The organism is Brevundimonas sp. SS2672 (assembly GCF_059579685.1).
The window spans coordinates 2796210-2819505 of record NZ_CM184201.1 but is presented as its reverse complement, the minus strand read 5'-3'; the positions used below and the strand labels follow the sequence as shown (position 1 = coordinate 2819505).

Sequence of the window (23296 nt, the reverse complement as noted above, 5' to 3'; positions counted from 1 at the left end):
CCCATGCGATGGGGAGGCGTTCTGTCTTTTACTTCAGCGAGGCGCTGTCCAGGTTCAGGTCGGTCAGCGGGATGACCTCGACGTCGGGGTATTTCGCCCGCAGACCGTCGATGAACTTCGAGGCGTCCCCGACCACGACCAGGCTGGCCCGGTCGGTCGGCAGATGCTCGGCGAAGGCCGCCTCGACCTGTTGCGGCGTGACCGCGCGGACGCGCCCGGCGTAGTCGGCCAGGTCGCTCATCGGCAGGTCGTAGAGGGCCAGGTTGGCGACCAGGTCGCCCAGGCCGTCGACCGTCTCCAGCGAGCGGCCGAAGGCGCCGATCAGGGTGGCGCGGCGCGGGGCCAGTTCGGCCTCGGTCGCCGGGGCGTCGCCCAGCTTGCCGATCTCGGCCAGCATCAGCTCGACCACCTCGGTCGCCGACTCGTTCTTGGTCTGGGTCGAGGCGGTGAAGACGCCCGTTTCGGCCCGCGCGCCCAGCGACGATCCGGCGCCGTAGGAGAGGCCCTTCTCGATGCGGATCTTCTGGTTCAGCCGCGAGGAATAGCCGCCGCCCAGCAGGGTGTTGCCGACCGTCAGCGGGAAGAAGTCGGCGTCGGTGCGGCTGACGCCGCGGATGGCGGCGACGACCGCCGCTTGACCGGCGCCCGGCTGGTCGATGACGACGACGCGCGGGGCCAGGGCCTGGCCCGCCTTGTCGATGGCGGCCGGTGCCGGACCGGCGTCGCGCCAGTCGCCGAAGGCTTCATCCGCCAGGGCGCGGGCCTCGGCCGGGGTTACGTCGCCCGAGAAGACCAGGGTCGCCTGCGATGGGCGGAAGCGGTCGGAATGGAACACCGCCACGTCGTCGCGGGTCAGGGCGGGGATGCTGTTCACCGTGCCCGAGCCCGGCGCGCCGTAGGGGGCGTCGCCGTAGATCACGCGGCCCACCGACTGGGAGGCGATGGAGCCGGGCTGGCTCAGCGCCACGCGCAGGCCGTCCAGGGTCTGGGACTGCTGACGTTCCAGTTCCTCGGCGGCGAAGGTCGGGTTGCGCACCAGATCGGCCATCAGGGTCAGGGTCCGGCCGAACACGTCCTTGGGCGCATTGGCGTAGACATTGGTGAAGTCGGCGCCCGCGCCTGCGCCGATGCTGGCGCCCAGCTGTTCGATGGCGGTGGCGATTTCCGGGGCGGCCTTGGTCGTCGTGCCCTGGGTCAACAGGGCGGCGGTCATGGAGGCGACGCCCGGCTTGCCTGCCGGATCATGGGCCGAACCGGCGTTGAAGTTCAGCCGCGCCGAAACCAGGGGCAGGCCCTGTGTCGGGGCGACCAGGACGCGCAGGCCGTTGTCCAGACGGAAGTCGGCGATGGCGGGGGTGGCGGGCGACACTTCCGGCCCCGGCTGGGGCAGGCGCGCGCGCTCGGCTTCCGGCAGCAGGACGGCGACCGGACCGGCCGGGGCCAGAGACGCGACTGTGACGGGAGCATCGACGTTCTTCTTCTGCTCGCTGGGCGCATTGGCGTCGTCTGCGGGCAGGTAGTTGATGGTGATCTGACGCTGCGGCGTCAGATAGCGGCGGGCCACGCGCTGCACGTCGGCGGCGGTGACGGCCTGAATCTCGGCGATCTCGCGGTCGGCGGCGGTCGCGTCGCCGGTCATGATCAGCGCCATGCCCAGGGTGGTGGCGCGATCGTCGATGCTTTCACGCCCGCGCAGGGCGTCGGCGACCAGCTCGTTCTTGGCCTCGGCCAGTTCGGCGGCGGTGACAGGCTCGTCGCGCAGACGCGCGATCTCGGCCTCCAGCGCGGCCTTGCCGGTCTCGACCGTCTCGCCGCCCGCCATGATGGCGTAGGCGGCCAGATTGCCCGCCTGCTGGGCGAAGTCGGGGTTGGAGCCGGCCGAGGCGGCGATCTGCTTGTCATAGACCAGCGAGCGGTAAAGACGGCTGCTCTCGCCGGTTGACAGGATGCCGTCCAGCACCGTCAGGGCCGCGCGGTCGGCGTCCTTGTAGGCCACGGTGTTCCAGGCCAGGGCGACGGCGGGCAGGGGCACGTTCGGCGCATAATAGGTGGCGGTGCGCGGGCCGGTCGGCTCGGGCTCCTTCACATCATTGGCGGGCATGGGCGTCGACGGACGCTTCAGCGGGGCGAAATATTCGTCGACCCAGCCGTCCAGCTGCGCCTGATCGAAATTGCCCGCCACGATCAGCATGGCGTTGTCCGGCCGGTAGTAGGTGGCGTGGAAACGCAGCACGTCGTCCAGGGTCGCGGCGTCCAACTCCTCGATCGAGCCGATGCCTGGGCGGCGATAGGGGTGGTCCTGATAGATGGTCTCGGGCGCGAACAGATTGAACAGGCGGCCGTAGGGGCTGGCCAGGACGCGCTGGCGGTATTCCTCCTTCACCACGTCGCGTTCGGAGGCGAAATTGGCCTCGTCGACGACCAGCGAGCCCATGCGGTCCGCCTCGGCGAACAGGATGCGCTGTAGGTGGTTGGCCGGGACCACTTCATAATAGGCGGTCACGTCGTCGGCGGTGAAGGCGTTGTTGAAGCCGCCGACGTCCTCGGTCAGACGATCGAACGTCTCGGACGGCATGTTCTTCGTCGCCTTGAACAGCAGGTGCTCGAACAGGTGGGCGAAGCCCGAACGGCCCGCCGGATCATCCTTGGACCCGACGCGATACCAGACCTGGACCGTGACGTTCGAGGTCGAGGCGTCGCGCGCCGTATAGACCTCCATGCCGTTGGCCAGCACCCGCTTGTTGAAGCCCAGCGGCGGCACTTCGACCCCGCCCTGGACGGCGGCTGCAGAGGCGGAGGTTGCGGCCGGCGGGGCCTTGGCCCAGGCGGGGGCGGCGGCGGGCAGGCTGGCCAGCAGCGCCGAGGCGCAGGCGGTCAGGATCAGGCGATTCTTCATGAGGGGCGGCTTTCCAACGCCCGCAGTCGAAGAAACGGGCGCCGAAAGCCTAGCAGGGCGAAGAGCCGCCGCGCACCTTACGGAGCTGTAATGAAGCCGGGCTCTTATTCCCCGCCTCCGCGGGGATGAGCGGGATTCGGAGGTTACCGCCCGAACACCTCGACGCCGACGCCGCCGTCGGTCGCCAGCCAGGCGCGCTTCATGCCCTGGCTGTTGTAGGGCTGGGCGATGTTGCCTTCGCGATCCAAGGCGATCAGGCCGCCGTCGCCGCCCAGGGCGCCGATGCGGTCGATGGTCGCCTGGGACGCTTCGGCCAGCGTCTGACCGGCGGCGACGCCGAAGGCCGTGCGCGCGGCGGCGGCGATGCGGATGAAATACTCGCCCTGGCCGGTGCAGGAGACGGCGGCGTGCTCGTCGGCCCAGGTTCCGGCGGCGGGGATGGGGGTGTCGCCGACGCGGCCCGGCATCTTACCGAACACGCCCGCCGTCGAGGTGGCGGCGGCCAGGCGGCCCTGGCTGTCCAGCACGCAGCAGCCGACGGTGCCGTGGCTCAGGCCGCTGGGCGGATGGTTGTCCTCGCCCTGACCGGCGCGGGTGAACCAGGCCTCGGGGTCCTCGACGCGCGCCAGACCCTGTTCGGCGGCGAAGCGGGCGGCGCCGTTCCCGGCCAGCATGACGTGGGGGGTGCGGTCCATCACCGCGCGGGCGGCGACGACCGGGTTGCGGAATCCCTGCAGGGCGGCGACGGCCCCGGCCTTGCCCGATGCGCCGTCCATGAGGCTGGCGTCCAGCTCATAGTCGCCCGCCAGATTGGGCGAGGCGCCGCGCCCGGCGACATAGAGGCCGGAATCCTCCAGCATGACGACCGCCTCGAACGCCACGTCCAGGGCCGAGGCCCCGGCGTCCAGCCGCGCCTTCATCGCCTCCACTACCTCGCGCATGTGCACGACCTCGGCGTCGTAGTTGCGCTCGCGCCGGGCGCCGGCGCCGCCGTGAAGGATGAGGGCGGGTTTCGCCATGATCGTCTCCTCAGAACCCATTCGGCCTCTTTGCATCGGGCCGCAGGCTGATTAGCGTCGCCGGCGTGTCGGCGCCATGGCCGATGGGGGATAGCTGAAAAGAGTTCCTATGCGCGCAGTCCTGTCCAAGGCCCCCGGCGGCCCGGAATCGCTCGTCGTCGAGGAGGTCATGGACCCCACGCCCGGTCCGGGCGAGGTGGTGATCGAGGTCAAGGCCGTGGGCGTCAACTATCCCGACGCCCTGATCATCGCCGACAAATACCAGTTCAAGCCTGAGCGCCCCTTCGCGCCGGGGGCCGAGGTCGCGGGCGTGGTCGACGCCGTCGGCGAGGGGGTGAAGGGCGTGTTCCGGGGCGATCGGGTCGTCGCCGTGCCCGGCTGGGGCGGCATGGTCGAGCGGTTGAAGGTCAAGGCTGACACCTTGATCCCGATCCCCGACGGCATGGACTATGAGACCGCCGCGGCCTTCATCATGACCTACGGCACCAGCTACTACGCCCTGAAGGACCGGGCGAACCTGCAGCCGGGCGAGACCCTGCTGGTGCTGGGCGCGGCGGGGGGCGTCGGCGCGGCCGCCGTCGAACTGGGCAAGGCGATGGGCGCGCGCGTGGTCGCCGCCGCCTCGACCAACGACAAGGTCGAGTTCGCTCTGGAGCTGGGCGCAGACAACGGCCTGATCTACCCCTCCGGTCCGATGGACAAGGCGGCTCAGAAGGAACTGTCGGGCGAGTTCAAGCTGTCGACCGGCCGCGACGGGGCGGACGTTGTCTTCGACGGCGTCGGCGGCGACTACGCCGAACCGGCCCTGCGGGCCATGGACTGGAACGGCCGCTATCTGGTGGTCGGCTTCCCGGCGGGGATTCCGTCGCTGCCGCTGAACCTGACCTTGCTGAAGTCGGTGTCGGTGGTCGGCGTCTTCTGGGGCGCGGCCGTCGCCCGCGATCCCAAGGCCCACGCCGCCAACATGGCCGAACTGATGCAGCTCTACGCCGAGGGCAAGATCAAGCCGCGCGTCAGCCGCACCTTCCCTCTGGAACGCGCCCATGAGGCCATCCAGGCCCTCAGCGACCGCACGGCCGTCGGCAAGATCGTGGTGAAGGTCGAGGATTGATCGGAACATCCTTCTCCCCTTGTGGGAGAAGGTGGCCCGTCAGGGCCGGATGAGGGGTCTCTCCGAAATCGGATGAGAGGCTGCGAGGTCGACGTCCCGCAACCCCTCATCCGTCAGGCTTCGCCTGCCACCTTCTCCCGCAAGGGGAGAAGGGCTTACTCCTCTTCCTCCCGCAGCCGCTTCAGCGCCTGCGCCGCCTGATCGTGGTGGCGGGGTTTCAGGTGGGCGCCAAGAGTCGCCAGCACCGCGGCGATCACCGCCGCGTCGTCGGTGAAGCCGATGCCGACGAAGACGTCGGGAATGGCGTCGACCGGCATGACGAAATAGGCCAGCGCCCCCAGGATCAGCCCCTTGGCCGCCAGCGGGGTCTTGGGGTCCTGGGCGGCGTACCAGGCGGCGACCGCCTGCTGGGCGAAGGGGATACGGGCGGCGGTGCGCCGCATCTTGGGCCAGAAGCCCTTGCGCACGCGCATCTCGTTCACCTTCTGCACGGCGGGAACCAGGGCCGTTTCAGGATTGATGGCGTCATCGGGCGACACCCCGTTGGTCTTTGCGGTCATGGCCGCTAAATCCTCGCACGAGCACTCGGTTCAATCGAATATAGGACGACTTTCATGAAACTCGACGCTTCGATCGCAGCAGTGGTGACGGGCGGGGCTTCGGGCCTCGGCGAAGGCACGGCGCGCGCCCTGGCGGCCAAGGGCGTCAAGGTCGCCCTGTTCGACCTGAACGAAGAGCGCGGCGAGGTCATCGCCCAGGAGATCGGCGGCGTCTTCTGCAAGGTGGACGTGACCTCGGACGAGAGCGTCGCCGCCGGCTTCGCCAAGGCTCGCGCCGCCCACGGCCAGGAGCGCCTGACCGTCAACTGCGCCGGCATCGCCACCGGCCAGAAGACCGTCAGCCGCAAGCGCGACACCGGCGAACTGCGCGCCCATGACATGGCGTCCTTCGAACGCACGGTCTCGATCAACCTGTTCGGCACCTTCCGCGTCCTGTCGCAGTCGGCTCTGGGCATGGTGCAGGCCGAGCCGATGGCCGACGGCGAGCGCGGCCTGATCGTCAACACCGCCTCGGTCGCGGCCCAGGACGGCCAGATCGGCCAGGCGGCCTACTCGGCGTCCAAGGGCGGCGTCTACGCCATGACCCTGCCGGTGGCCCGCGACCTGGCCCAGGAAGGGGTGCGGGTGAACACCATCCTGCCCGGCATCATGTGGACGCCGATGATGGCCGGCATGGACCAGAAGGTTCAGGACAGCCTGGCCGCCGCCATCCCCTTCCCCAGCCGCCTCGGCACGCCCGCCGACTACGCCGCCCTGGCCCTGCACCTGGCCGAGAACGTCTACATCAACGGCGAGTGCATCCGCCTGGACGGCGCTATACGTCTCGCTCCTCGCTAAAGCGAGGAGCGGAAGGCCGCTAACGCTCGCCGCGCGGCGGCTCGCTGCTTGAGCGGGTTGGGCGCATAAGGGGCTGACGGCGCTGTTTTGCAACGGCCTCCGGGGCGTCCTTGCGGGCGTTTCGGGGGCCGTTTTCGTGTGGAGTTTCAGGGCTGTTCGAAAAAAATCGGCGGATTGGCCGAAAAACGAAAAAGGGGCTTGCGCGATCCGAAGTCGGTCCGCTATACGCCCCTTCCTCGACGGGGAGCAGCACATCGCTCCCAACGGAGTGCGGGCGTAGCTCAGGGGTAGAGCATCACCTTGCCAAGGTGAGGGTCGGGCGTTCGAATCGCCTCGCCCGCTCCAGTCGAAACGGAAAACGGGGTCCGGCCGCAAGGTTGGGCCCCGTTTCCTTTTGCGCCCAGATCAGCGACGCACATGAAAAAGGCCCGGCGTGATCGCCGGGCCTTTTCGCGTTCCGTCCTCCGACCTTACAGCCCCAGCGCCGCGCGGATGTCCCGCCAGTCGACGTATTTGAAGTTCTGGGTTCCGGTGTCGTTGACGTCGTCCTGGATCACCACCAGGCCCTCGGGGAAGGGGCCGACTGGACCGCCTAGAGCGGCCAGGCCGTCGGTGCCCGTCACCCCGTCGACCGTCCCGTCCACGACAACGAAGCGGCCCTTGTACTGCGGCTCGGCGCCGTCGATGCGCCAGACGGGGAAGGTCGAGTCGCCCTGGCTGGAGGCGATCAGATAGCGCGCCTCCCCGTCCGTCAGCGTCGTCAGCCCCTCGGCGTCGGCGACCAGCACGCCCGGCGCGACCGGCTGGACCAGGGTGCGCGCCCCGCCCGAGGCCGGGTCCAGGCTGTAGCGCCACAGGCCGACGTTCTCCTCATTGACGTACAGGGCGTCGGTCGCCGGATCGGCGGCGCAGCCTTCGGAGATGGAGCCGATCTCGGCGCGGCGGACCAGTTGCGCGGAGGGGCGGCCGTCGGGTCCGGCGGCGACGACGAACTGGCGCAGTTCGCCTTCATGGCCGACCAGTATGGCGTGGACCTCCTCGCCGCGTCGGGCGAGGCAGAAGCCGTAGGGCTCGACCACGTCGGTCGTGATGGAGCCCCAGTAGCGCACCTTGTTGTCGCCGGTCCCGGCCGGGTCGAACAGATAGAGGGCGATGCCCATGCGGCCCGGCGTGCGGTCGCTGGCTCCGATCAGCAGCTGGGGGCGGCCGTCGACGTTCAGGCCCTCGGCCACATCGACGTTGTTCAGCAGCCCCTCGGGCATGAACTGCAGGATCGCCCCGTCGAAACCGTAGACGTAGAGGCCCGCCTTCTTGTCGGTGCCGACGACGAAGCCGGGGGTCTGGACCCCCTCGACGGTCACGGGGGTTTTGGAGGCCCAGACGGCGGGGTCGTCGGCCGCGTCGTCGCCGACCGTGCCGACCGAGGGCGTCTCCAGCACGGCGCGCACGGGCGCGCCCTGGCCGACGACGCCGTCGCCCTCGCCTTGGAAGTCGACTTCATGTCCGGCGCAGGCGGCCAGCAGCAGGGCGGGGATCAGAAGGCCGGCGAGCATGGCGGGGCGCGAGCGCCGGGGCGGGATGGCGGGCATGGCGGGGCTTTCGGTCCAGGTTGGTCTATCCGCCCGAAACACGCGCGCGAAGGCCCGGTCAACGGCGTCCCTGCGACGCTTTGGCGATGGTTCGACAACGGATGATCCGAACGGGGATCAACTGTCGCGATCCCGTGTTCCGCTCGCAGATTCCTTTTCGTGAAATCGTCGCGGCCGCGTCGCCGGGACGTATTAGCCATCCCGCCGGAACCGGGCCGCCAGAAGCGGCGCCGGCCTTCGGGGATATGGACATGAAGCTCGGACTTCTTCTCAGCGCGGCGAGCCTGCCGCTGGTTTTCGCCGGGGCCGCCCAGGCGGCCGATGTGACGGTTGACGCGGCTCCGGCCGTCGCGGCCGCTCCGGCGGGCGACGGCCTGATCGGCCGCGTCGTCAACGCCGACGGCTCGCCCCTGCCGGGCGCCGAGATCATCGACCGCGCCAGCGGCCGCCGCGCCGTCAGCAACAGCCAGGGCGAGTTCAACCTGGGCGGCGTTTCGGGTCAGGTGACGCTGGAGGCCCGCTACATCGGCCTGCCGACCGCGACCCAGACCGTCGCCGTCGCGCCGGGCCGCCTGACCTCGGTCACCGTCATGATGGGTTCGGGCGATGCGGTCGCCGTCGCCGACGTCATCGTCAACGGCGTCATCACCGAGGGCGTGGCCCGCTCGCTGAACCAGCAGAAGAACGCCGACGGCGTAATCAACGTCCTGTCGGCCGACGCCATCGGCCGCTACCCCGACCCGAACGTGGCGGAATCCCTGCAGCGCGTGCCGGGCATCGCCATCCAGCGCGACCAGGGCGAGGGCCGCTACATCAACGTGCGCGGCGCGCCGTCGGCCTTCACCGCCGTGTCGGTGGACGGGGTGACGGTTCCGGCCGTCGATCCGGGCACGCGCGCGGTCGACCTGGACACCCTGCCCAGCGACATCGTCTCCAACATCGAGATTTCCAAGACCCTGCTGCCGAGCCAGGACGCCGACTCCATCGCCGGCGCCGTCAACATCAAGACCCGCTCGCCCTTCGACCAGCGCCGCCTGGCCGTCAGCGGCTATGCGGGCGGCAGCTACAACGACTACGGCGGCGAGGACATCCGCGCGGGCGCCACGGCGTCGAACGTCTTCGGCGCGGACCAGACCTTCGGCGGCCTGCTGTCCTACTCCTACTCCAAGACCAACCGCCGTCCCGACAACGTCGAGTCCGGCTGGACCAAGATGGAGACGCCGGAAGGCGGCGAGGTCTTCGCCCTCGAGGAAACCCTGTTCAAGGACTACGACACCGAGCGCACGCGCCAGTCGCTCAGCGGCTCGCTGGAGTTCCGCCCCTCGGAGTCCCTGCGGGCCTGGGTCCGCGGCTCGTTCGCCCAGTTCGAGGACGACGAATACCGCAACCAGCTGCTGCTGACCTATGACGAGGAGAATCTTCAGGCCGGCGCGACCGACCGCAAGGCGACCTTCGACGAGGTGACGGTCGAGCGCCAGATGCGTCACCGCACCCAGAAGAACGAGATCATGACCCTGACGGCGGGAGGGGAGCGCATCTTCAGCAATGGCGCGGTTCTGGACGCCAGCCTGTCCTGGGCTGACAGCGAGCAGACCTATCCGAACCGCAATGAGCTGCTGTTCCGCTCGCGCCTGAAGCCGTCCGTCGCCTATGACTTCTCCGGCAGCCACTACGAGCCGACCTATTCGATCTTCTCGACCGGGGAGCATATGAACGCTGCGGAATATCGTTTCCGCGAGAACGCTTTCCGCTCAAGCACGACACGGCAGGAAGAGATGACGTTCCAGACGAACCTGGAACTGCCGTCGGTGCTGGCGGGGCGTGAAGTCACCTGGAAGGTCGGCGGCAAGTACCGCACGCGGGACGTATCGGCCGACGAGGAGCGTTTCCGCAGTCGCGACGCCGCCCATGCGCCGTTGCAGTCCTATGGAGACCTGCTGACCGACAGGGAGTCACGCAACTACGACTATCTGTTGGGCTACAAGTTCGACAACGGCCTGGTTGACGACTACTTCGCCCAGATGCGCCCGCTGTCGGGGCGCCGACTGCCGGACTCCATCGCCGCCGACTACACGGCCAAGGAAGATATCCTGTCAGCCTACGCCCAGGCGCGCTTCGACATCGGCGCGACGAACGTCACGCTTGGCCTGCGCGTCGAGAACACTCAGTTCGAAGGCGAAGCCGCCAGCCTGATCGACAATGACGGATCCGATCCGTTCGACATGGCCCGGGTCGATCGCGACGACACCGAGTTCTTCCCGAACCTGACGGTTCGCCACAGCTTCTCGGACAATCTGATCGGCCGCTTCGCCCTGACGCGCTCGATCTCGCGTCCGGAGTTCAACCAGATCGTCCCGCGTCGCATCGAGGAGACGGACGGTTCGGACATCTCTTACGAGATCGGCAATCCGGACCTGCAGCCTACGCTGTCGAACAACGTCGACTTCGGTCTGGAGTACTACTTCGCCTCCCTGGGCGTGGTGTCGGCCAACGCCTTCTACAAGGACCTGACCGACTATCGCTACATCCTCAAGTACGAGGACAAGGTGACGATCGACGGGACCGAGTTCGACGCCGAGTTCGAGACCCCGATCAACGCTCCGAACGGCCACTTGATGGGGCTGGAGCTGAACTGGCAGCAGAAGTTCAGCTTCCTGCCGGGCTGGGCCTCGGGCTTCGGCGTCTTCGCCAACTACACCTGGACCGACGCCGAGATCGAAACGGCCCAGGCCTATGGCGGCCGCACCAAATTCTCCCTGCCGGGCCAGTCGGAGAACAACTACAATCTGGCCCTCTTCTACGAGATGGCCGGCTTCAGCGCCCGCCTCAGCTACACCAAGCGCAGCGACTATCTGGAAGAGATCAACGCCGACGATCCCGACTTCGACCTGTTCGTCGAGGGCCGCGAGCAGCTGGACTTCACCGCCTCCTACGATTTCGGCAACGGGGTCGAGGTGTTCGGCGAGGCCAAGAACCTGACCGACTCGGCGGGCGTCCGCTACTACGGCTCGCGCGAGCGGACCTATGAGTACGAGAAGTTCGGCTACAACGTCTTCATGGGCGTCCGCTTCAAATACTGATCGGCCCCCCAGCCGCTGAAAACGAGAGGCTGAAAACGGAAGGCCGGGCGGCGACGCCCGGCCTTTTGCTTTCGTCGGCATGGCCCCCGGAGCGATCCGCGCCTATATGGACCGTGGCGGTTGACCCCGCCGGGGTCGGCGCTAGTGTCCGCGCCGCTTCATTTTCAGCGCCTGAACGATCAGAGGACCTCATGGCCGACGCCGCTTCCCAGACCTACGACGTGGTGATCATCGGGGGCGGGCCGGGCGGCTACAACGCCGCCATCCGCGCCGGACAACTGGGGCTGAAGACCGCCCTGGTGGAAAAGCGCGCGACGCTGGGCGGCACCTGCCTCAACGTCGGCTGCATGCCGTCCAAGGCCCTGCTGCACGCCTCGGAACTGTATGAGGCCGCCAACGTCGAATTCGCCGGCATCGGCATCGAGGTGAAGCCCAAGCTGAACCTGGCCCAGATGCACAAGGCCAAGGACGACAGCGTCGAGGCCCTGACCAAGGGCATCGAGTTCCTGATGAAGAAGAACAAGGTCGACGTGGTGAAGGGCTTCGGCCGCATCGCCGGCGCCGGCAAGGTCGAGGTCGAAGCCGAGGGCGGCGCCAAGACCACGCTCGACACGAAGAACATCGTCATCGCCACCGGCTCCGAGCCGACCCCCCTGCCGGGCGTCGCCTTCGAGGACGGCAAGGTCATCGACTCGACCGGCGCCCTGTTCCTGCCCAAGGTGCCCAAGCATCTGATCGTCATCGGCGCGGGCGTCATCGGCCTTGAGCTCGGCTCGGTCTGGCGTCGTCTGGGCGCCCAGGTCACGGTCGTCGAATTCCTCGACAAGGTCGGCGCGGGCATGGACGGCGAAGTCGCCACCGCCTTCCAGCGCGGCCTGACCAAGCAGGGCATGACCTTCCGCATGGGCACGAAGGTCACGGGCGCCAAGACGTCCAAGGACGGCGTTGAGCTGACCCTCGAACCCGCCAAGGGCGGCGAGGCGGAGACGCTGAAGGGCGACGTGGTTCTGGTCGCCATCGGCCGCCGCCCCTACACCGAAGGTCTGGGGCTGGAGACGGTCGGCGTCACGCCGGATCAGCGCGGCTTTATCGCCAACGACCACTTCAAGACCTCGGCGCCGGGCGTCTGGGTCATCGGCGACGTGACGCACGGCCCGATGCTGGCTCACAAGGCCGAGGAAGACGCCGTGGCCGTGATCGAGCTGATCGCGGGCAAGCCGGGCCACGTCGACTACGACCTGGTGCCGTCGGTCATCTACACCGGCCCGGAAGTGGCCTGGGTCGGCAAGACCGAAGAGGCGCTGAAGGCGGCGGGCGTCAACTACAAGAAGGGCAAATTCCCCTTCGCCGCCAACAGCCGCGCCAAGATCAACCACGAGACCGAGGGCTTCGTGAAGGTCCTGGCCGACGCCGCGACGGACAAGGTTCTGGGCGTTCACATCTATGGCCCGCAGGCGGGTGAACTGATCGGCGAGGCCTGCATGACCATGGCCTTTGGCGGCGCCTCGGAAGACGTGGCCCGCACCTGCCACCCGCACCCGACCCGCTCGGAGGCCTTCCGTCAGGCCGCCATGGGTGTCGAAGGCTGGACGATGCAGGCTTAAGAGCCTCACCGTTTTTCAGACTGCGATCAGAACGGCGCGCTCCGCACAGGCCGCGCCGTTTTTCGTTGCCGAAACTTAACTTGCTGGCCTCGGCGGCCGTCTTCAGTTTCACCGCGAAACGATGGGAGCGAGGGTGAAGCGATGCGTTTGGCGATTGGATTGGCGGCGGCGGCCTGGGCGGTGATCGGTTCTGTCGCCTCGGCGCAGGACTATCGACCCACGTTTCACCCTGACCAGTTGAAAGGCCCTCCGGCAGGCGCGTTCAATGAGGTTCTGGTGCTGGGCTCGCCGCACCTGTCCGCCCTGCCGGACAGCTTCCGGCCCGAGCAGTTGGAGCCCTTGCTTGATCGGTTGGCGACTTGGCGACCGACGGCGATTGCGGTCGAGAACCTTTCGGGTCTGCAGTGCGATGCTATGAAACGCCAGCCGACACGCTATGCCTCAACGATTAGAAGCTATTGCTATGATCCGGCCAAGGCCGGTGAAGCCGCTGCATTGGATGTTCCGGACGCCAATGTCGAAGTCGAGCGCGTTCTGGCGGACTGGCCGGAGACGCCTTCGTCAGCACAGAGGCGACAGCTCGCCCTACTTTTTCTGGCCGCCGGAGAAGCGCCGTCCGCCGTGGTCCAGTGGCTGCGTCTGCCTGAAAGCGAGCGGTTGGCCCAGGACGGGCTGACGGAGGAGTTGGTTGCCGAACTGAACCGTCGGATGACGCGTCGCAATGAGACCGAGCTGATCGCCGCGGCTCTGGCGGCGCGTCTGGGCCTGGAGAGGTTGTGGGCCGTTGATGACCACACGGCTTCTTCCGACATTCGACCGGACGAGCAGGAGGGCTATCGCCAGGCCATCATGGGATCTTGGGACAATCCGAATTCAAAGGCGCGAAAGGAAGCCTCAGCGGCGCTGAGCGCGGGTCTGGAGCGTCCAGGCGGCTTGTTGGCGATGTATCAGGCCTACAATGATCCGGCTGAAGCCGAAGCGGCCTATCGCTCCGATTTCGGCGCGACCCATGTGGAGCCGTCGCCCGAGGCGTTCGGGCGCCGCTATCTCGGCTATTGGGAGACCCGCAACCTGCGCATGGTCGCCAATATGCGCGATGTGCTGGGGCGCTATCCGGGCACGCGGATGCTGACCATCGTCGGCGCCTCGCACAAGGGCTACTACGAAGCCTATCTGAATCAGATGCACGACGTGTGGCTGGTCAGCTCGGATGAGGTGCTGCGCTAGTTTCCGTCCCTCGCCCGCGACTTTGGTCGACGGGCCTCGCAATCGGCCGCGCCTGCGCCCATGTCAGCGGCGAAAGCTTCATGAGGCAGGGGAGAACAGCATGGACCTTCGACTCACCGGCAAACGCGCCTTGATCTGCGGCGGCTCCAGCGGTCTCGGCCGCGCGGTGGCGACGGCTCTTGTGGCCGAGGGCGCGCATGTGGCTCTCCTGTCGCGCGATGCGGTCAAGCTGCAGGCCGTGGCCGATGACCTGAACGCCATGGGGCCGGGCCGGGCGGTCATCGCCCCGGCCGACCTGGCCGATCACGAGGCCCTGCTGAAGGCGGTGGACATCGCCGAGGCGGGTCTGGGCGGGCCGATCCAGATCCTGTTGAACAACACGGGCGGGCCGCCTCCCTCGGGCGTGGCGGGGCTGGACCCGGCGCTGTGGCGCGAGCAGTTCGAGGCCATGGTGCTGTCGGTCTTCCGCCTGACCGACCGGGTCATGCCGGGAATGCGGTCGATGGGCTGGGGGCGGGTGCTGAACGTCGCCTCGACCAGCGTGATCGAGCCGATCGGGACGCTGGGCGTGTCCAACACCCTGCGCGCCTCGGTGGCGGCCTGGGCCAAGACGCTGGCGGGCGAGGTCGCGGCCAACGGGGTGACGGTCAACACCCTGCTGCCGGGCCGCATCGACACGCCGCGCATCGAACGGCTGGACGCCGCCCGCGCCGCCGCGACGGGCGCGACGCCGCAGGACGCACGCGCCGAGTCGGTCAAGTCCATCCCCGCCGGACGCATCGGCGCGACAGAGGAATTCGGCGCCGTCGCCGCCTTCCTAGCCAGTCCGCTGGCGGGCTATGTCACCGGCTCGCTGATCCGGGTGGACGGCGGAGCGGTCAGGGCGATCTGAGGTCGGGAACGGCGGCGGGCCGCCGCACCAGGCCGCCCAGGGTCACGGCCCCGCGCCCATAATCCAGCGTCACCTGGCTGAACCGGGTCAGGATATCCGCGCCCAGCAACAGGGCGGGGCGTTCGATCAGGTTCAGGATGCGAAAGGCGTGCAGATCGCCGAACAGCAGGGGCGTCGGCCCCAGATCGCGCCGCGCCAGCCTTAGATCAGCCAGTTCGCCGGACCGCACCAACAGGGATTGGCCGATCACGCCATAGACGCGCAGCAAGGGGCGCTCGACCCGGCCCAGCCGCGAATCCAGCGCCCGCATCAGCGCGCGATTGCCGATCGAATACTGGGCGCCGCTGTCGATGAAGGCGACGGCCGGAACGCCGTCGGCGGCGACCTGGGTCAGGATCAACTGGCTGAAGCGCCCCGAGCGGACATCGGTGATGTCCTGGCCCACGCGGCTGGCCCGCCCGCCGAAGGACAGGCCGCGCCGCACGACGTCCGCGCCCGAGGCCGCCAGCATGACGCGCCGCCGCCGCAGGTCCAGTGTCAGCCGAAAGCGCGACAGCACGTCCAGCCCCAGAAGGCCGTCGGCGCCCAGCAGCCCAGAGGGAAAGACCGGCAGGACCAGGTCGGCGAAACGCCGCCCGGAAAAGGCCAGATGCGGCAAGCGCACGGTCGGCGTCATCTGGGCGGCGGTGATGCCGTGCACCAGGACGGGCGGGCCGGGGGAAAGGTCCAGCGCTTGCGCCAGCCGGTCCGAGACCGCGCTGCGTTCCGCGCCCGTGTCGATGACGAACAGCGCCTTGCGCCCGTCCAGATCGACCTCGACCCCGATGCGCGTCAGAAGGTTCGTCAGCAGACGCGCCTCGGCGTCGGGCGGAGGCGCCGGACCCGCCGCTTCCTGCGCCCAGGCCGGGCCTGCTAGAAGAAACCCTGTCTGGGCCAGCAGGCTCAAGGCCATGCGACGGCTGGGGGCGAGGTAATCGGTCTCAGGAACGAGAATCGGCCTGCGCACGCGCGTGAACTCCCGTTCCGCGATCGATCCCCAAGGAGGAAACTGGCGCCTTTTCGCTGCGCTGAACAGTCCGCCTTCAGACGGTCATCCGCGCGGGTGGGCTTGGGCGTAGGCGGCCAGCAGGCGGGCGGCGTCGACCTGGGTGTATTTCTGCGTCGTCGACAGGCTGGCGTGACCCAGCAGCTCCTGGATCGAGCGCAGGTCGGCGCCGGCGCCCAGCAGGTGGGTGGCGAAACTGTGCCTCAGCGCGTGGGGCGTGGCCGAGGCGGGCAGGCCGAGGCGCCCGCGCAGCCGCTGCACCGTCGCCTGCACATGGCGGGCGCTCAGGGGACCGCCGCGCCGCGCGCGGAACAGGGCCTGATCGGCGTCGATGACGAAGGGCTGCAAGGCCAGATAGGCGTCCGTCGCCTCGCGCACCTGCGGCAGGACGGGGACCATGCGCGTCTTGTCGCCCTTGCCGGTGATGCGAAGGCTGTCGGGCAGGGGGGCGTCGGACCGCTTCAGCGACAGGGCCTCGGAAATCCGCAGGCCGCAACCGTAGAGCAGGGTCAGGACGGCGCGGTCGCGGGCGGCCTCCCACGGCTCCATGTCGGGATCGGCTTCGGGTTCGTGCAGCAGGCCCTTCGCCTGATCCTCGCTGACCGGCCGGGGCAGGGAGGCCTTGACCTTGGGTCCGCGCACCAGGGCCAGCTGCGGCGTCGCCACGCCCAAGCGCCGGTCGAGGAAGGCGTGAAAGCCCCGGATGGCGGCCAGGGTCTGGCTGAGCGAGCGGGCGTTGAGCGGGCGATCCCCGCTGCGGCGCTCGGCAAGATGGGCGCGCGCCTCGGCCGCCGTGACGGACCCGAGGTCCGCCGCGCTCTGCGGCCCGCCGCGATGGCGCTCCAGAAAGGCCAGATACAGCCGGCCGATGTGGCCGTAGGCCTCCAGCGTGCGCGGCGACAGGCGGCGCTCATGGGCCAGATGCTCCAGCCAGGCGGCCAGAGCGTCCTGCGAAGTCATGGAGGGGGCGCTCAGGCTTCCAGCGGCCATCGCTCGGCCATGCGTTCGACGACGCGGGCGACGAAGGCCACCAGTTCGCAGCCCATGGCGGGGGTGAAGCCGTCGTCCTCGCCCGAGCCGAAGGCGCACAGGGCGGCGCGGGGCGCAGCCTCGCCCGGCGCGCGCAACGTCATCCGCACCAGGGCGACCGAGGCGACCTCGCCCTCGGAGGGGCCGAACAGGCTGAGGCCGGTGAAGTTGGGGCCGAGCCAGTGCAGGCCGTCCTCGCCCAGCAGGGCGTCGACGCGGCCCGGCTCCAGCGCTTTCCAGCCGAAGGGGACGGCGCCCGGCTTCTCGATCGCCACGGCGGCGCCCGCCAGACCGAAACGGCCTTGCGCCACGGCGTCCAGCTGCCGCGCCAGTTCGGCGTGAGTGCGGGCCTCCATCAGGTCCAGGGCGGCGACGTGGGTCTGGGTCTGGGCGGCGAAGTTGGCGCGGGCGATCTCTTCGATCAGCTTGCGGGCGCCCGCCTCGCGCTGGGCGACGGCCTCCAGCCGCGCCAGGGCGGCGCGGCCGAAGTCGACGACGTTGCGGCCGGTGGCGGCCAGGCCCAGCTCTTCCAGCAGGGCGCGATCATCCAGCAGGTGTTCAGCGTGATCGCCCAGCCAGGCGCGCACCTCAGGCCAATGAAGGCTCGCCGCCGGGTCGGTAGAGAGGTCCAGGGAAGTGCTCAAGCGGACCTCTCATCGGGTCTAAATTACAGAATCGACTGACCGGTCTTTCCCCAGTCCGCCAGAAACGCATCCAACCCCTTGTCGGTTAACGGGTGCTTGACCAGGGCCTTGAAAACGTCGGCCGGAATGGTCGAGGCGTCGGCGCCGGCCAGCGCCGCGGCGGTCACATGGTCCGCATTGCGCACCGAGGCGGCCAGGATTTCCGTGCTGAAGTCATGGATGTCGTAAAGGGTGCGGATGTCCTCCAGCAGGCCCACGCCGTCGGCGCCGACATCGTCCAGACGACCGACGAAGGGCGAGATGAAGGTCGCGCCCGCCTTGGCCGCCAGCATGGCCTGGGCCGCCGAGAAGCACAGGGTGACGTTGGTCTTGATCCCCTTGTCGGCGAAGGCGCGGGTGGCGCGCAGCCCGTCCCAGGTCAGCGGCAGCTTGACCACGACGTTGGGGGCGATGGAGGCCAGCTTGTCGCCCTCCTTGACCATGGTCTCGAAATCGGTGGCCACGGCCTCGGCCGAGATCGGCCCCTCGACCAGGGCGCAGATTTCGGCGATGACCTCGGCGATGTTGCGACCCGACTTGGCGATCAGGCTAGGATTGGTGGTGACGCCGTCCACCATCCCGGTGGGCAGCAAGTCCTTGATGACGGCGACGTCGGCGGTGTCGAGAAAGAGTTTCATGAGACCAGGTTTAGCGCCGAGTTGTGACGGAAGCGACCGTCTTTCACGGACAGGGATATTTCAGACTCCGTGACCAAAAAAACAGAGTCCAATTCGTCTGAATCGTCTGAAATCGCTTCGCCGGGCGTGGCGAAGGGCGGCGATCATGGCAGGGCGCGACGTCGGTATCGGACGTCGGCGGTGCGGGCGTGCGAGGGCGCGCGGTGAAGGTCGCCTCCGTCCTCATCCCCCTGCCCGTGCCGGAAGCCTTCGACTATGCGGTTCCCGAGGCGCTGGCGGTCGCGCGCGGCGATCAGGTCGCCGTGCCGCTGGGGCCGCGCCTGATCCGGGGCGTGGTGGCCGAGGTGTTCGAGACGACCGGCTCCAATCGCAAGCTCAAGGCGGTCGAGCAGGTGCTGGACGATCCGCGCCTGCCGGAACGGACGCTGGACTTCGTCGAATGGGCGGCGCGCTGGACGCTGAGCCCGCCGGGCGAGATGGCGGCGACGGCGCTGAAGGGCCTGCGCGCGCCCCGGCCCCGGCCCGAGCGGCGGGTGAAGCGCGTCGAGGGGCGCAGTCCCGCTCGCCCGACCGCGGCGCGCACGGCGGTGCTGGAGGCGCTGGGCGCGCGGGCCATGTCCGGCCCCGATCTGGCGCGGGCGGCGGGCGTCTCGTCCGGCGTGGTCAAGGGACTGGTCGACGAAGGCGTGCTGGAGGCGTTCGAGACCCCGGCCATCGCCGCCTTCGATGCGCCCGATCCCGACCATGCCCCCGCGACCTTGAACCCGGATCAGGCGGCCTCTGCGGCGGCCATCGCCGACGCCGTCGCGGCGGGCGGCTTCGCGCCCTTCCTGCTGGACGGGGTGACGGGCTCGGGCAAGACGGAGGCCTATCTGGAGGCGGCGGCGCGGGCGCTGCGGGCCGATCCGACGGCGCAGGTGCTGATCCTGCTGCCCGAGATCGCCCTGACCCAGGCGGTGATCGAGCGCATCACCGCCCGCTTCGGCGTCGCCCCGGCCGAGTGGCATTCCGGCGTCGCTCCGCCGCGCCGCCGACAGGCGTGGGAGGCGGTGGTCGCCGGGCGCAGCAACATCGTGGTCGGCGCGCGTTCGGCCCTGTTCCTGCCCTACGCCAACCTGCGCCTGATCGTGGTGGACGAGGAGCACGACGGCTCGTTCAAGCAGGAGGAGGGGCTGGTCTATCACGGCCGCGACCTGGCCGTGGCGCGGGCGCGGATCGAGAGGGCGGCGGTGGTGCTGGCCTCGGCCACCCCGTCGCTGGAGACGCTGTGGAACGCCCATCAGGGGCGGTATCGCTGGCTGAAGCTGGCGGCGCGACACGGGGCGGCGGTGCTGCCCGAGATCGGGCTGATCGACCTACGCGAATGTCCGCCCGATCCCCAGACCTGGTTGTCCCAGCCTTTGCGCGAAGCCATCGGCGAGACGCTGGCGCGCGGCGAACAGAGCCTGCTGTTCCTCAACCGACGCGGCTATGCCCCGGTGGTGCTGTGTCGCGCCTGCGGGCACCGGCTGACGGCGCCGGATACGGATTCCTGGCTGGTCGAGCATCGCTACACCGGGCGGCTGGTCTGCCACCTGACCGGCTTCTCCATGCCCAAGCCCAAGGCCTGCCCGTCATGCGGGGCCGAGGACTCCCTGGTGCCTGTCGGGCCGGGCGTCGAGCGGGTCGAGGAGGAGGTGCGCCAGCTCTTCCCTCAGGCGCGCACCGCCGTCTTCAGCTCCGACACCGTGCCGGACGGCAAGTCGGCCCGCGCCCTCATACAATCCATGGCCGACGGCGAGATCGACATCCTGGTCGCCACCCAGGCTGCGGCGAAAGGCCACAACTTCCCGCGCCTGACGCTGGTCGGAGTGGTCGATGCGGACTTAGGGCTTCGCGGCGGCGACCTGCGCGCGGCCGAGCGCACCTATCAGCTGCTGGCCCAGGCCACGGGCCGGGCGGGGCGGGCGGACAAGCCGGGCCGCGCCCTGCTGCAGACCTGGACGCCCGAGCATCCGGTGCTTCAGGCCCTGGCGGCGGGCGACCGCGACGCCTTCGTCGAGGCCGAGATGGCCGAGCGCGAGGCCGCCTCCCTGCCGCCGCACGGCCGTCTGGCGGCGCTGATCCTGTCCAGCGAGAACGCCATGGCGGTCGAGAAGGTCGCCCGCGATCTGGCCGAGGCCATCCCCAACGCCGAACGGCTGGAGGTCTACGGCCCCGCCGACGCGCCCCTGGCGCTGGTGCGCGGGCGGCGACGCAAGCGGCTGCTTGTGCGGGCCGATCGAGATGTGAACCTGCAGGCCTTCCTGCGCGCCTGGCTGGCGCGGGTGAAGGTTCCGGCCTCGGTGCGGCTGACCGTGGACGTGGATCCCTATAGTTTCTTGTAGGGCGCTATCGCTCGCCGCGCGGCGGCTCGCTGCTTGAGCGCAGACCGTCCCTTCCGCTCACCCCGGCGGTCGCCGGGGCCCAGTGAGAGCCTCAGACGCGGTCGTTTTCAGCCAGAGGACTGGATCCCGGCGTCCGCCGGGATGAGCGGGAAGAAGGGGCCTACCTCGGCCCGGTCAGCCGGATCTCGAACAGGCTGGGCCAGTTCTTGCCGGTGACGAACAGGCGGCGGTTCTGCGCGTCCCAGGCGATGCCGTTCAGCACGTCGTCGACCGGATCCTTCACCTGATCTTTCGGCAGCAGGCCGCTGAGGTCGATGACGCCGACCACCCGGCCGGACTCAGGGTCGATGCGAAGGATGTAGTCGGTCTGCCAGACGTTGGCCCAGACCTCGCCGTCGATCCATTCCAGTTCGTTCAACTGGCGCACCGGGCGGCCGTTCAGGGTGACGGAGACGCGGCCGGTCTCGGCCTGGGTGTCGGGGTCGAGAAAGCGCAGGGCCGCCGATCCGTCGGACAGGATCAGGCGCGTCCCGTCGTGGGTCAGCCCCCAGCCTTCGTCCGCATAGGCGAAGCGGGAGACGGGCTTCAGGTCGTTCGCATCCCAGATGAAGCCGACGCCGTTGATCCAGGACAGGGAGAAGACGCGGCCGTCCTTCTCGGTCAGGCCCTCGCCGAAGAACTCGGGCTCGAGCTCGCGCTTCTGCAGCACGACGCCGTCCTCCAGCCGCACGCGGCGCACGCTGGAAGGGTTGCGGCCGGTGCTCTCGATCAACACGCCGTCGCGGATGACCAGGCCCTGGGTGAAGGCGGTCGGATCGTGGGGGAAGGTCCGCACCACCTCATAGCCGTAGACCGGAACCCGGGCCGGTGCGGGCTGAGAGGAAGAAGAAGGGGCCGGCTCCGGCGCCTGCGCCGCCGCCGCCGACGCGGGAAGCGCCAGCAGAAGCATCGCCAGGACCGGCCCGATACGCACGTCTAGACGCCGGGCTCGGCGGTTTCGGCCTTGTTGAGGGCGGCCTTGGCGGCTTCCTCGGCCTGGTTCTTTCTGATCTGGGCGTTGCGCGACCACATGTTCAGGCCCTCGACCAGGGCCGAGAAGGCCATGGCGGCGTAGATATAGCCCTTGGGCACGTGGACGCCGAAGCCGTCGGCGATCAGCACGGCGCCGATCATCAGCAGGAAGCCCAGGGCCAGCATGACCACGGTCGGGTTCTTGTCGATGAAGTTGGCCAGAGGGTCGGCGGCCAACAGCATGACGGTCACGGCGATGATGACGGCGACCATCATGATCGGCACGTGATCGGTCATGCCCACGGCGGTCAGGATGGAGTCGACCGAGAACACCAGGTCCAGCAGGATGATCTGGACGATGGCGGCGCCGACATTGTTGATGACGACGTCCTTCTTGTCCTTCTCCAGCATGTCGTTCGACGGAGTGACGTCGACGGCGTGGTGGATTTCCTTGGTGGCCTTCCAGACCAGGAAGAGGCCGCCGGCGATCAGGATCAGGTCGCGCCAGGAGAAGGCGGTGTCGAAGGTCTCGCCGTGGAAGCCCAGGTCGAACACCGGCGTGGTCAGGCCGACGATCCAGCCGATCGTGGCCAGCAGGCCCAGGCGCATGATCAGGGCCAGGCCGATGCCGATGCGGCGCGTGCGCTGGCGGTGTTCGGGCGGCAGCTTGTTCGACAGGATCGAGATGAAGATCAGGTTGTCGATCCCCAGCACCACCTCCATGACGACCAGGGTCACGAGGGCCGCCCAGGCGGCGGGATCGGTCAGCAGCGGGGTTATGCTTTCAAGCATCGGGGTTCCTGATGGAGGTTAGGATTTTTCGGTAACGGGAGCGTGAGCGCGCATCAAGCGCCCAGCCGCGTCGTCATCGTCGCAGGCTCTTCTGATCGCTCCAGCTTGGCCGGTCCATCTTAGACCAAAGAGAGCGCGGGTGCGGCGTTATCGTTCCGCGCCCCTTGGTTGCGGGTTTCCGCCTTGCATGGTATCAGCCGCGCGGCTTTAGCGAAGGGCGTATCGAAAGATGCGTCCCCAGCGTGCTTTCTACAAGCATTTCAGGCCCTTGACTGGCGCGGGCGACTGCGGCCGGTCTTGATCCAAACGCTTCAGACGCGGACCAAATATAAGTGGCGGACGAATTCAGGACGACGGAAGTCGGCGGACGGTATGCACAGGCGCTGTTCGACCTGGCGGATGAGACGGGGGCGCTGGACGCCGTGCGCGCCGATCTGGCTTCGCTCAAGGCGGCCTGGATCGACAGCGCCGACCTGCGCCGTCTGGCGACCTCGCCGCTGATCTCTTCGGACGATCAAGCCAAGGGTCTGGCGGCCATCGCCGACAAGGCCAAGTTCAAGGCGACGACGCGCAACTTCCTCGGGTTGGTGGGCCAGAACGGCCGTGCGGCCGACCTGCCGGGCGTGATCGCCGCCTTCGAGGCGCTGTACGCCAGGAAGACGGGCGTCGTGGCCGCCGAGGTGGTCTCTGCCGTGGCGCTGAGCGCCGCCCAGACCAAGAAGATCCAGGCCGAGCTGCGCGCCGCCCTGGGCCGCGACCCCGAGCTGACCGCCCGCGTCGATCCGTCGATCCTGGGCGGCCTCAAGGTCAAGGTGGGCTCGAAGCTGTTCGACGCCTCGCTGAAGACCAAGCTCGACCAGATGACCTTTGCGCTGAAGCGCGCCTAAGCCCCGAATTTCAGATCAAGCCGGGCCAGC

Annotated in this window: 18 protein-coding genes and 1 tRNA gene; 9 read left to right on the top strand and 10 right to left on the bottom strand. The window is 68.9% G+C overall.

What is annotated here, in order from left to right:
* Nucleotides 1-28: 28 nt before the first annotated feature.
* A complete protein-coding gene (locus AC52GN_RS14205) occupies nt 29-2896 on the bottom strand; it encodes a M16 family metallopeptidase (protein WP_496527507.1) in 2868 nt (955 codons plus the stop codon).
* Between the two features lie 143 nt (nt 2897-3039).
* Nucleotides 3040-3915 carry an isoaspartyl peptidase/L-asparaginase family protein gene (locus AC52GN_RS14200; RefSeq protein WP_496527506.1) on the bottom strand — a complete coding sequence of 292 codons (876 nt, stop codon included), beginning with the start codon at nt 3913-3915 and terminating at the stop codon, nt 3040-3042.
* A 109-nt stretch (nt 3916-4024) separates the two neighbouring features.
* Here AC52GN_RS14200 and AC52GN_RS14195 point away from each other — a divergent pair, with 109 nt between their 5' ends.
* Nucleotides 4025-5026 carry an NADPH:quinone oxidoreductase family protein gene (locus AC52GN_RS14195; protein WP_496527505.1) on the top strand — a complete coding sequence of 334 codons (1002 nt, stop codon included), beginning with the start codon at nt 4025-4027 and terminating at the stop codon, nt 5024-5026.
* Between the two features lie 155 nt (nt 5027-5181).
* Here the strand turns inward: AC52GN_RS14195 and AC52GN_RS14190 are convergent, their stop codons facing one another.
* Complete coding sequence (locus AC52GN_RS14190; protein ID WP_496527504.1) at nt 5182-5586, bottom strand: YkvA family protein; 405 nt, start codon at nt 5584-5586, stop codon at nt 5182-5184.
* 54 nt (nt 5587-5640) lie between these two features.
* Here AC52GN_RS14190 and AC52GN_RS14185 point away from each other — a divergent pair, with 54 nt between their 5' ends.
* On the top strand, nt 5641-6423 hold the full coding sequence (locus tag AC52GN_RS14185; protein WP_496527503.1) for an SDR family oxidoreductase: 783 nt from the start codon (nt 5641-5643) through the stop codon (nt 6421-6423).
* Between the two features lie 270 nt (nt 6424-6693).
* Nucleotides 6694-6768 (top strand) — tRNA-Gly (locus AC52GN_RS14180).
* 125 nt (nt 6769-6893) lie between these two features.
* Here AC52GN_RS14180 and AC52GN_RS14175 read toward each other — a convergent pair.
* A complete protein-coding gene (locus AC52GN_RS14175; protein WP_496527502.1) occupies nt 6894-8012 on the bottom strand; it encodes a phytase in 1119 nt (372 codons plus the stop codon).
* 251 nt (nt 8013-8263) lie between these two features.
* On the opposite strand from AC52GN_RS14175, the gene AC52GN_RS14170 reads away from it, so the two are divergent.
* From AC52GN_RS14170 to AC52GN_RS14155, 4 genes are all read left to right on the top strand, one after another.
* Nucleotides 8264-11092 (top strand): TonB-dependent receptor, encoded by a 2829-nt coding sequence (locus tag AC52GN_RS14170; RefSeq protein ID WP_496527501.1) that lies wholly within the window; start codon nt 8264-8266, stop codon nt 11090-11092.
* Nucleotides 11093-11283: 191 nt separating this feature from the next.
* Nucleotides 11284-12696: a dihydrolipoyl dehydrogenase gene (lpdA, locus tag AC52GN_RS14165; protein ID WP_343830217.1), complete on the top strand. Its 1413-nt coding sequence runs from the start codon at nt 11284-11286 to the stop codon at nt 12694-12696.
* Nucleotides 12697-12837: 141 nt separating this feature from the next.
* A complete protein-coding gene (locus AC52GN_RS14160; protein ID WP_496527500.1) occupies nt 12838-13923 on the top strand; it encodes a DUF5694 domain-containing protein in 1086 nt (361 codons plus the stop codon).
* Between the two features lie 100 nt (nt 13924-14023).
* Entirely contained in the window at nt 14024-14815 is a 792-nt protein-coding gene (locus AC52GN_RS14155) for an SDR family oxidoreductase (RefSeq protein ID WP_496527499.1), read from the top strand.
* On the opposite strand, the gene AC52GN_RS14150 is transcribed toward AC52GN_RS14155, so the two are convergent.
* From AC52GN_RS14150 to fsa, 4 genes are all read right to left on the bottom strand, one after another.
* Complete coding sequence (locus tag AC52GN_RS14150; protein ID WP_496527498.1) at nt 14802-15821, bottom strand: pepsin/retropepsin-like aspartic protease family protein; 1020 nt, start codon at nt 15819-15821, stop codon at nt 14802-14804. The genes AC52GN_RS14155 and AC52GN_RS14150 overlap by 14 nt on opposite strands.
* Nucleotides 15822-15905: 84 nt before the next feature.
* Nucleotides 15906-16820, bottom strand: coding sequence for a tyrosine recombinase XerC (locus tag AC52GN_RS14145; RefSeq protein WP_496527497.1), 915 nt, complete (start codon nt 16818-16820; stop codon nt 15906-15908).
* A gap of 11 nt (nt 16821-16831) precedes the next feature.
* Complete coding sequence (locus AC52GN_RS14140; protein WP_496527496.1) at nt 16832-17533, bottom strand: DUF484 family protein; 702 nt, start codon at nt 17531-17533, stop codon at nt 16832-16834.
* A 23-nt stretch (nt 17534-17556) separates the two neighbouring features.
* Nucleotides 17557-18210, bottom strand: coding sequence for a fructose-6-phosphate aldolase (gene fsa / locus AC52GN_RS14135; protein ID WP_003166309.1), 654 nt, complete (start codon nt 18208-18210; stop codon nt 17557-17559).
* Nucleotides 18211-18413: 203 nt separating this feature from the next.
* On the opposite strand from fsa, the gene AC52GN_RS14130 reads away from it, so the two are divergent.
* Nucleotides 18414-20576, top strand: a complete 2163-nt coding sequence (locus AC52GN_RS14130) for a primosomal protein N' (RefSeq protein WP_496527495.1) — start codon at nt 18414-18416, stop codon at nt 20574-20576.
* Nucleotides 20577-20736: 160 nt separating this feature from the next.
* Here the strand turns inward: AC52GN_RS14130 and AC52GN_RS14125 are convergent, their stop codons facing one another.
* Nucleotides 20737-21549 (bottom strand): glutaminyl-peptide cyclotransferase, encoded by an 813-nt coding sequence (locus AC52GN_RS14125; RefSeq protein WP_496527494.1) that lies wholly within the window; start codon nt 21547-21549, stop codon nt 20737-20739.
* Nucleotides 21550-21551: 2 nt separating this feature from the next.
* A complete protein-coding gene (locus AC52GN_RS14120; RefSeq protein WP_291782620.1) occupies nt 21552-22379 on the bottom strand; it encodes a TerC family protein in 828 nt (275 codons plus the stop codon).
* 332 nt (nt 22380-22711) lie between these two features.
* On the opposite strand from AC52GN_RS14120, the gene AC52GN_RS14115 reads away from it, so the two are divergent.
* Nucleotides 22712-23266: a F0F1 ATP synthase subunit delta gene (locus tag AC52GN_RS14115; RefSeq protein ID WP_343830232.1), complete on the top strand. Its 555-nt coding sequence runs from the start codon at nt 22712-22714 to the stop codon at nt 23264-23266.
* Nucleotides 23267-23296 lie beyond the last annotated feature (30 nt).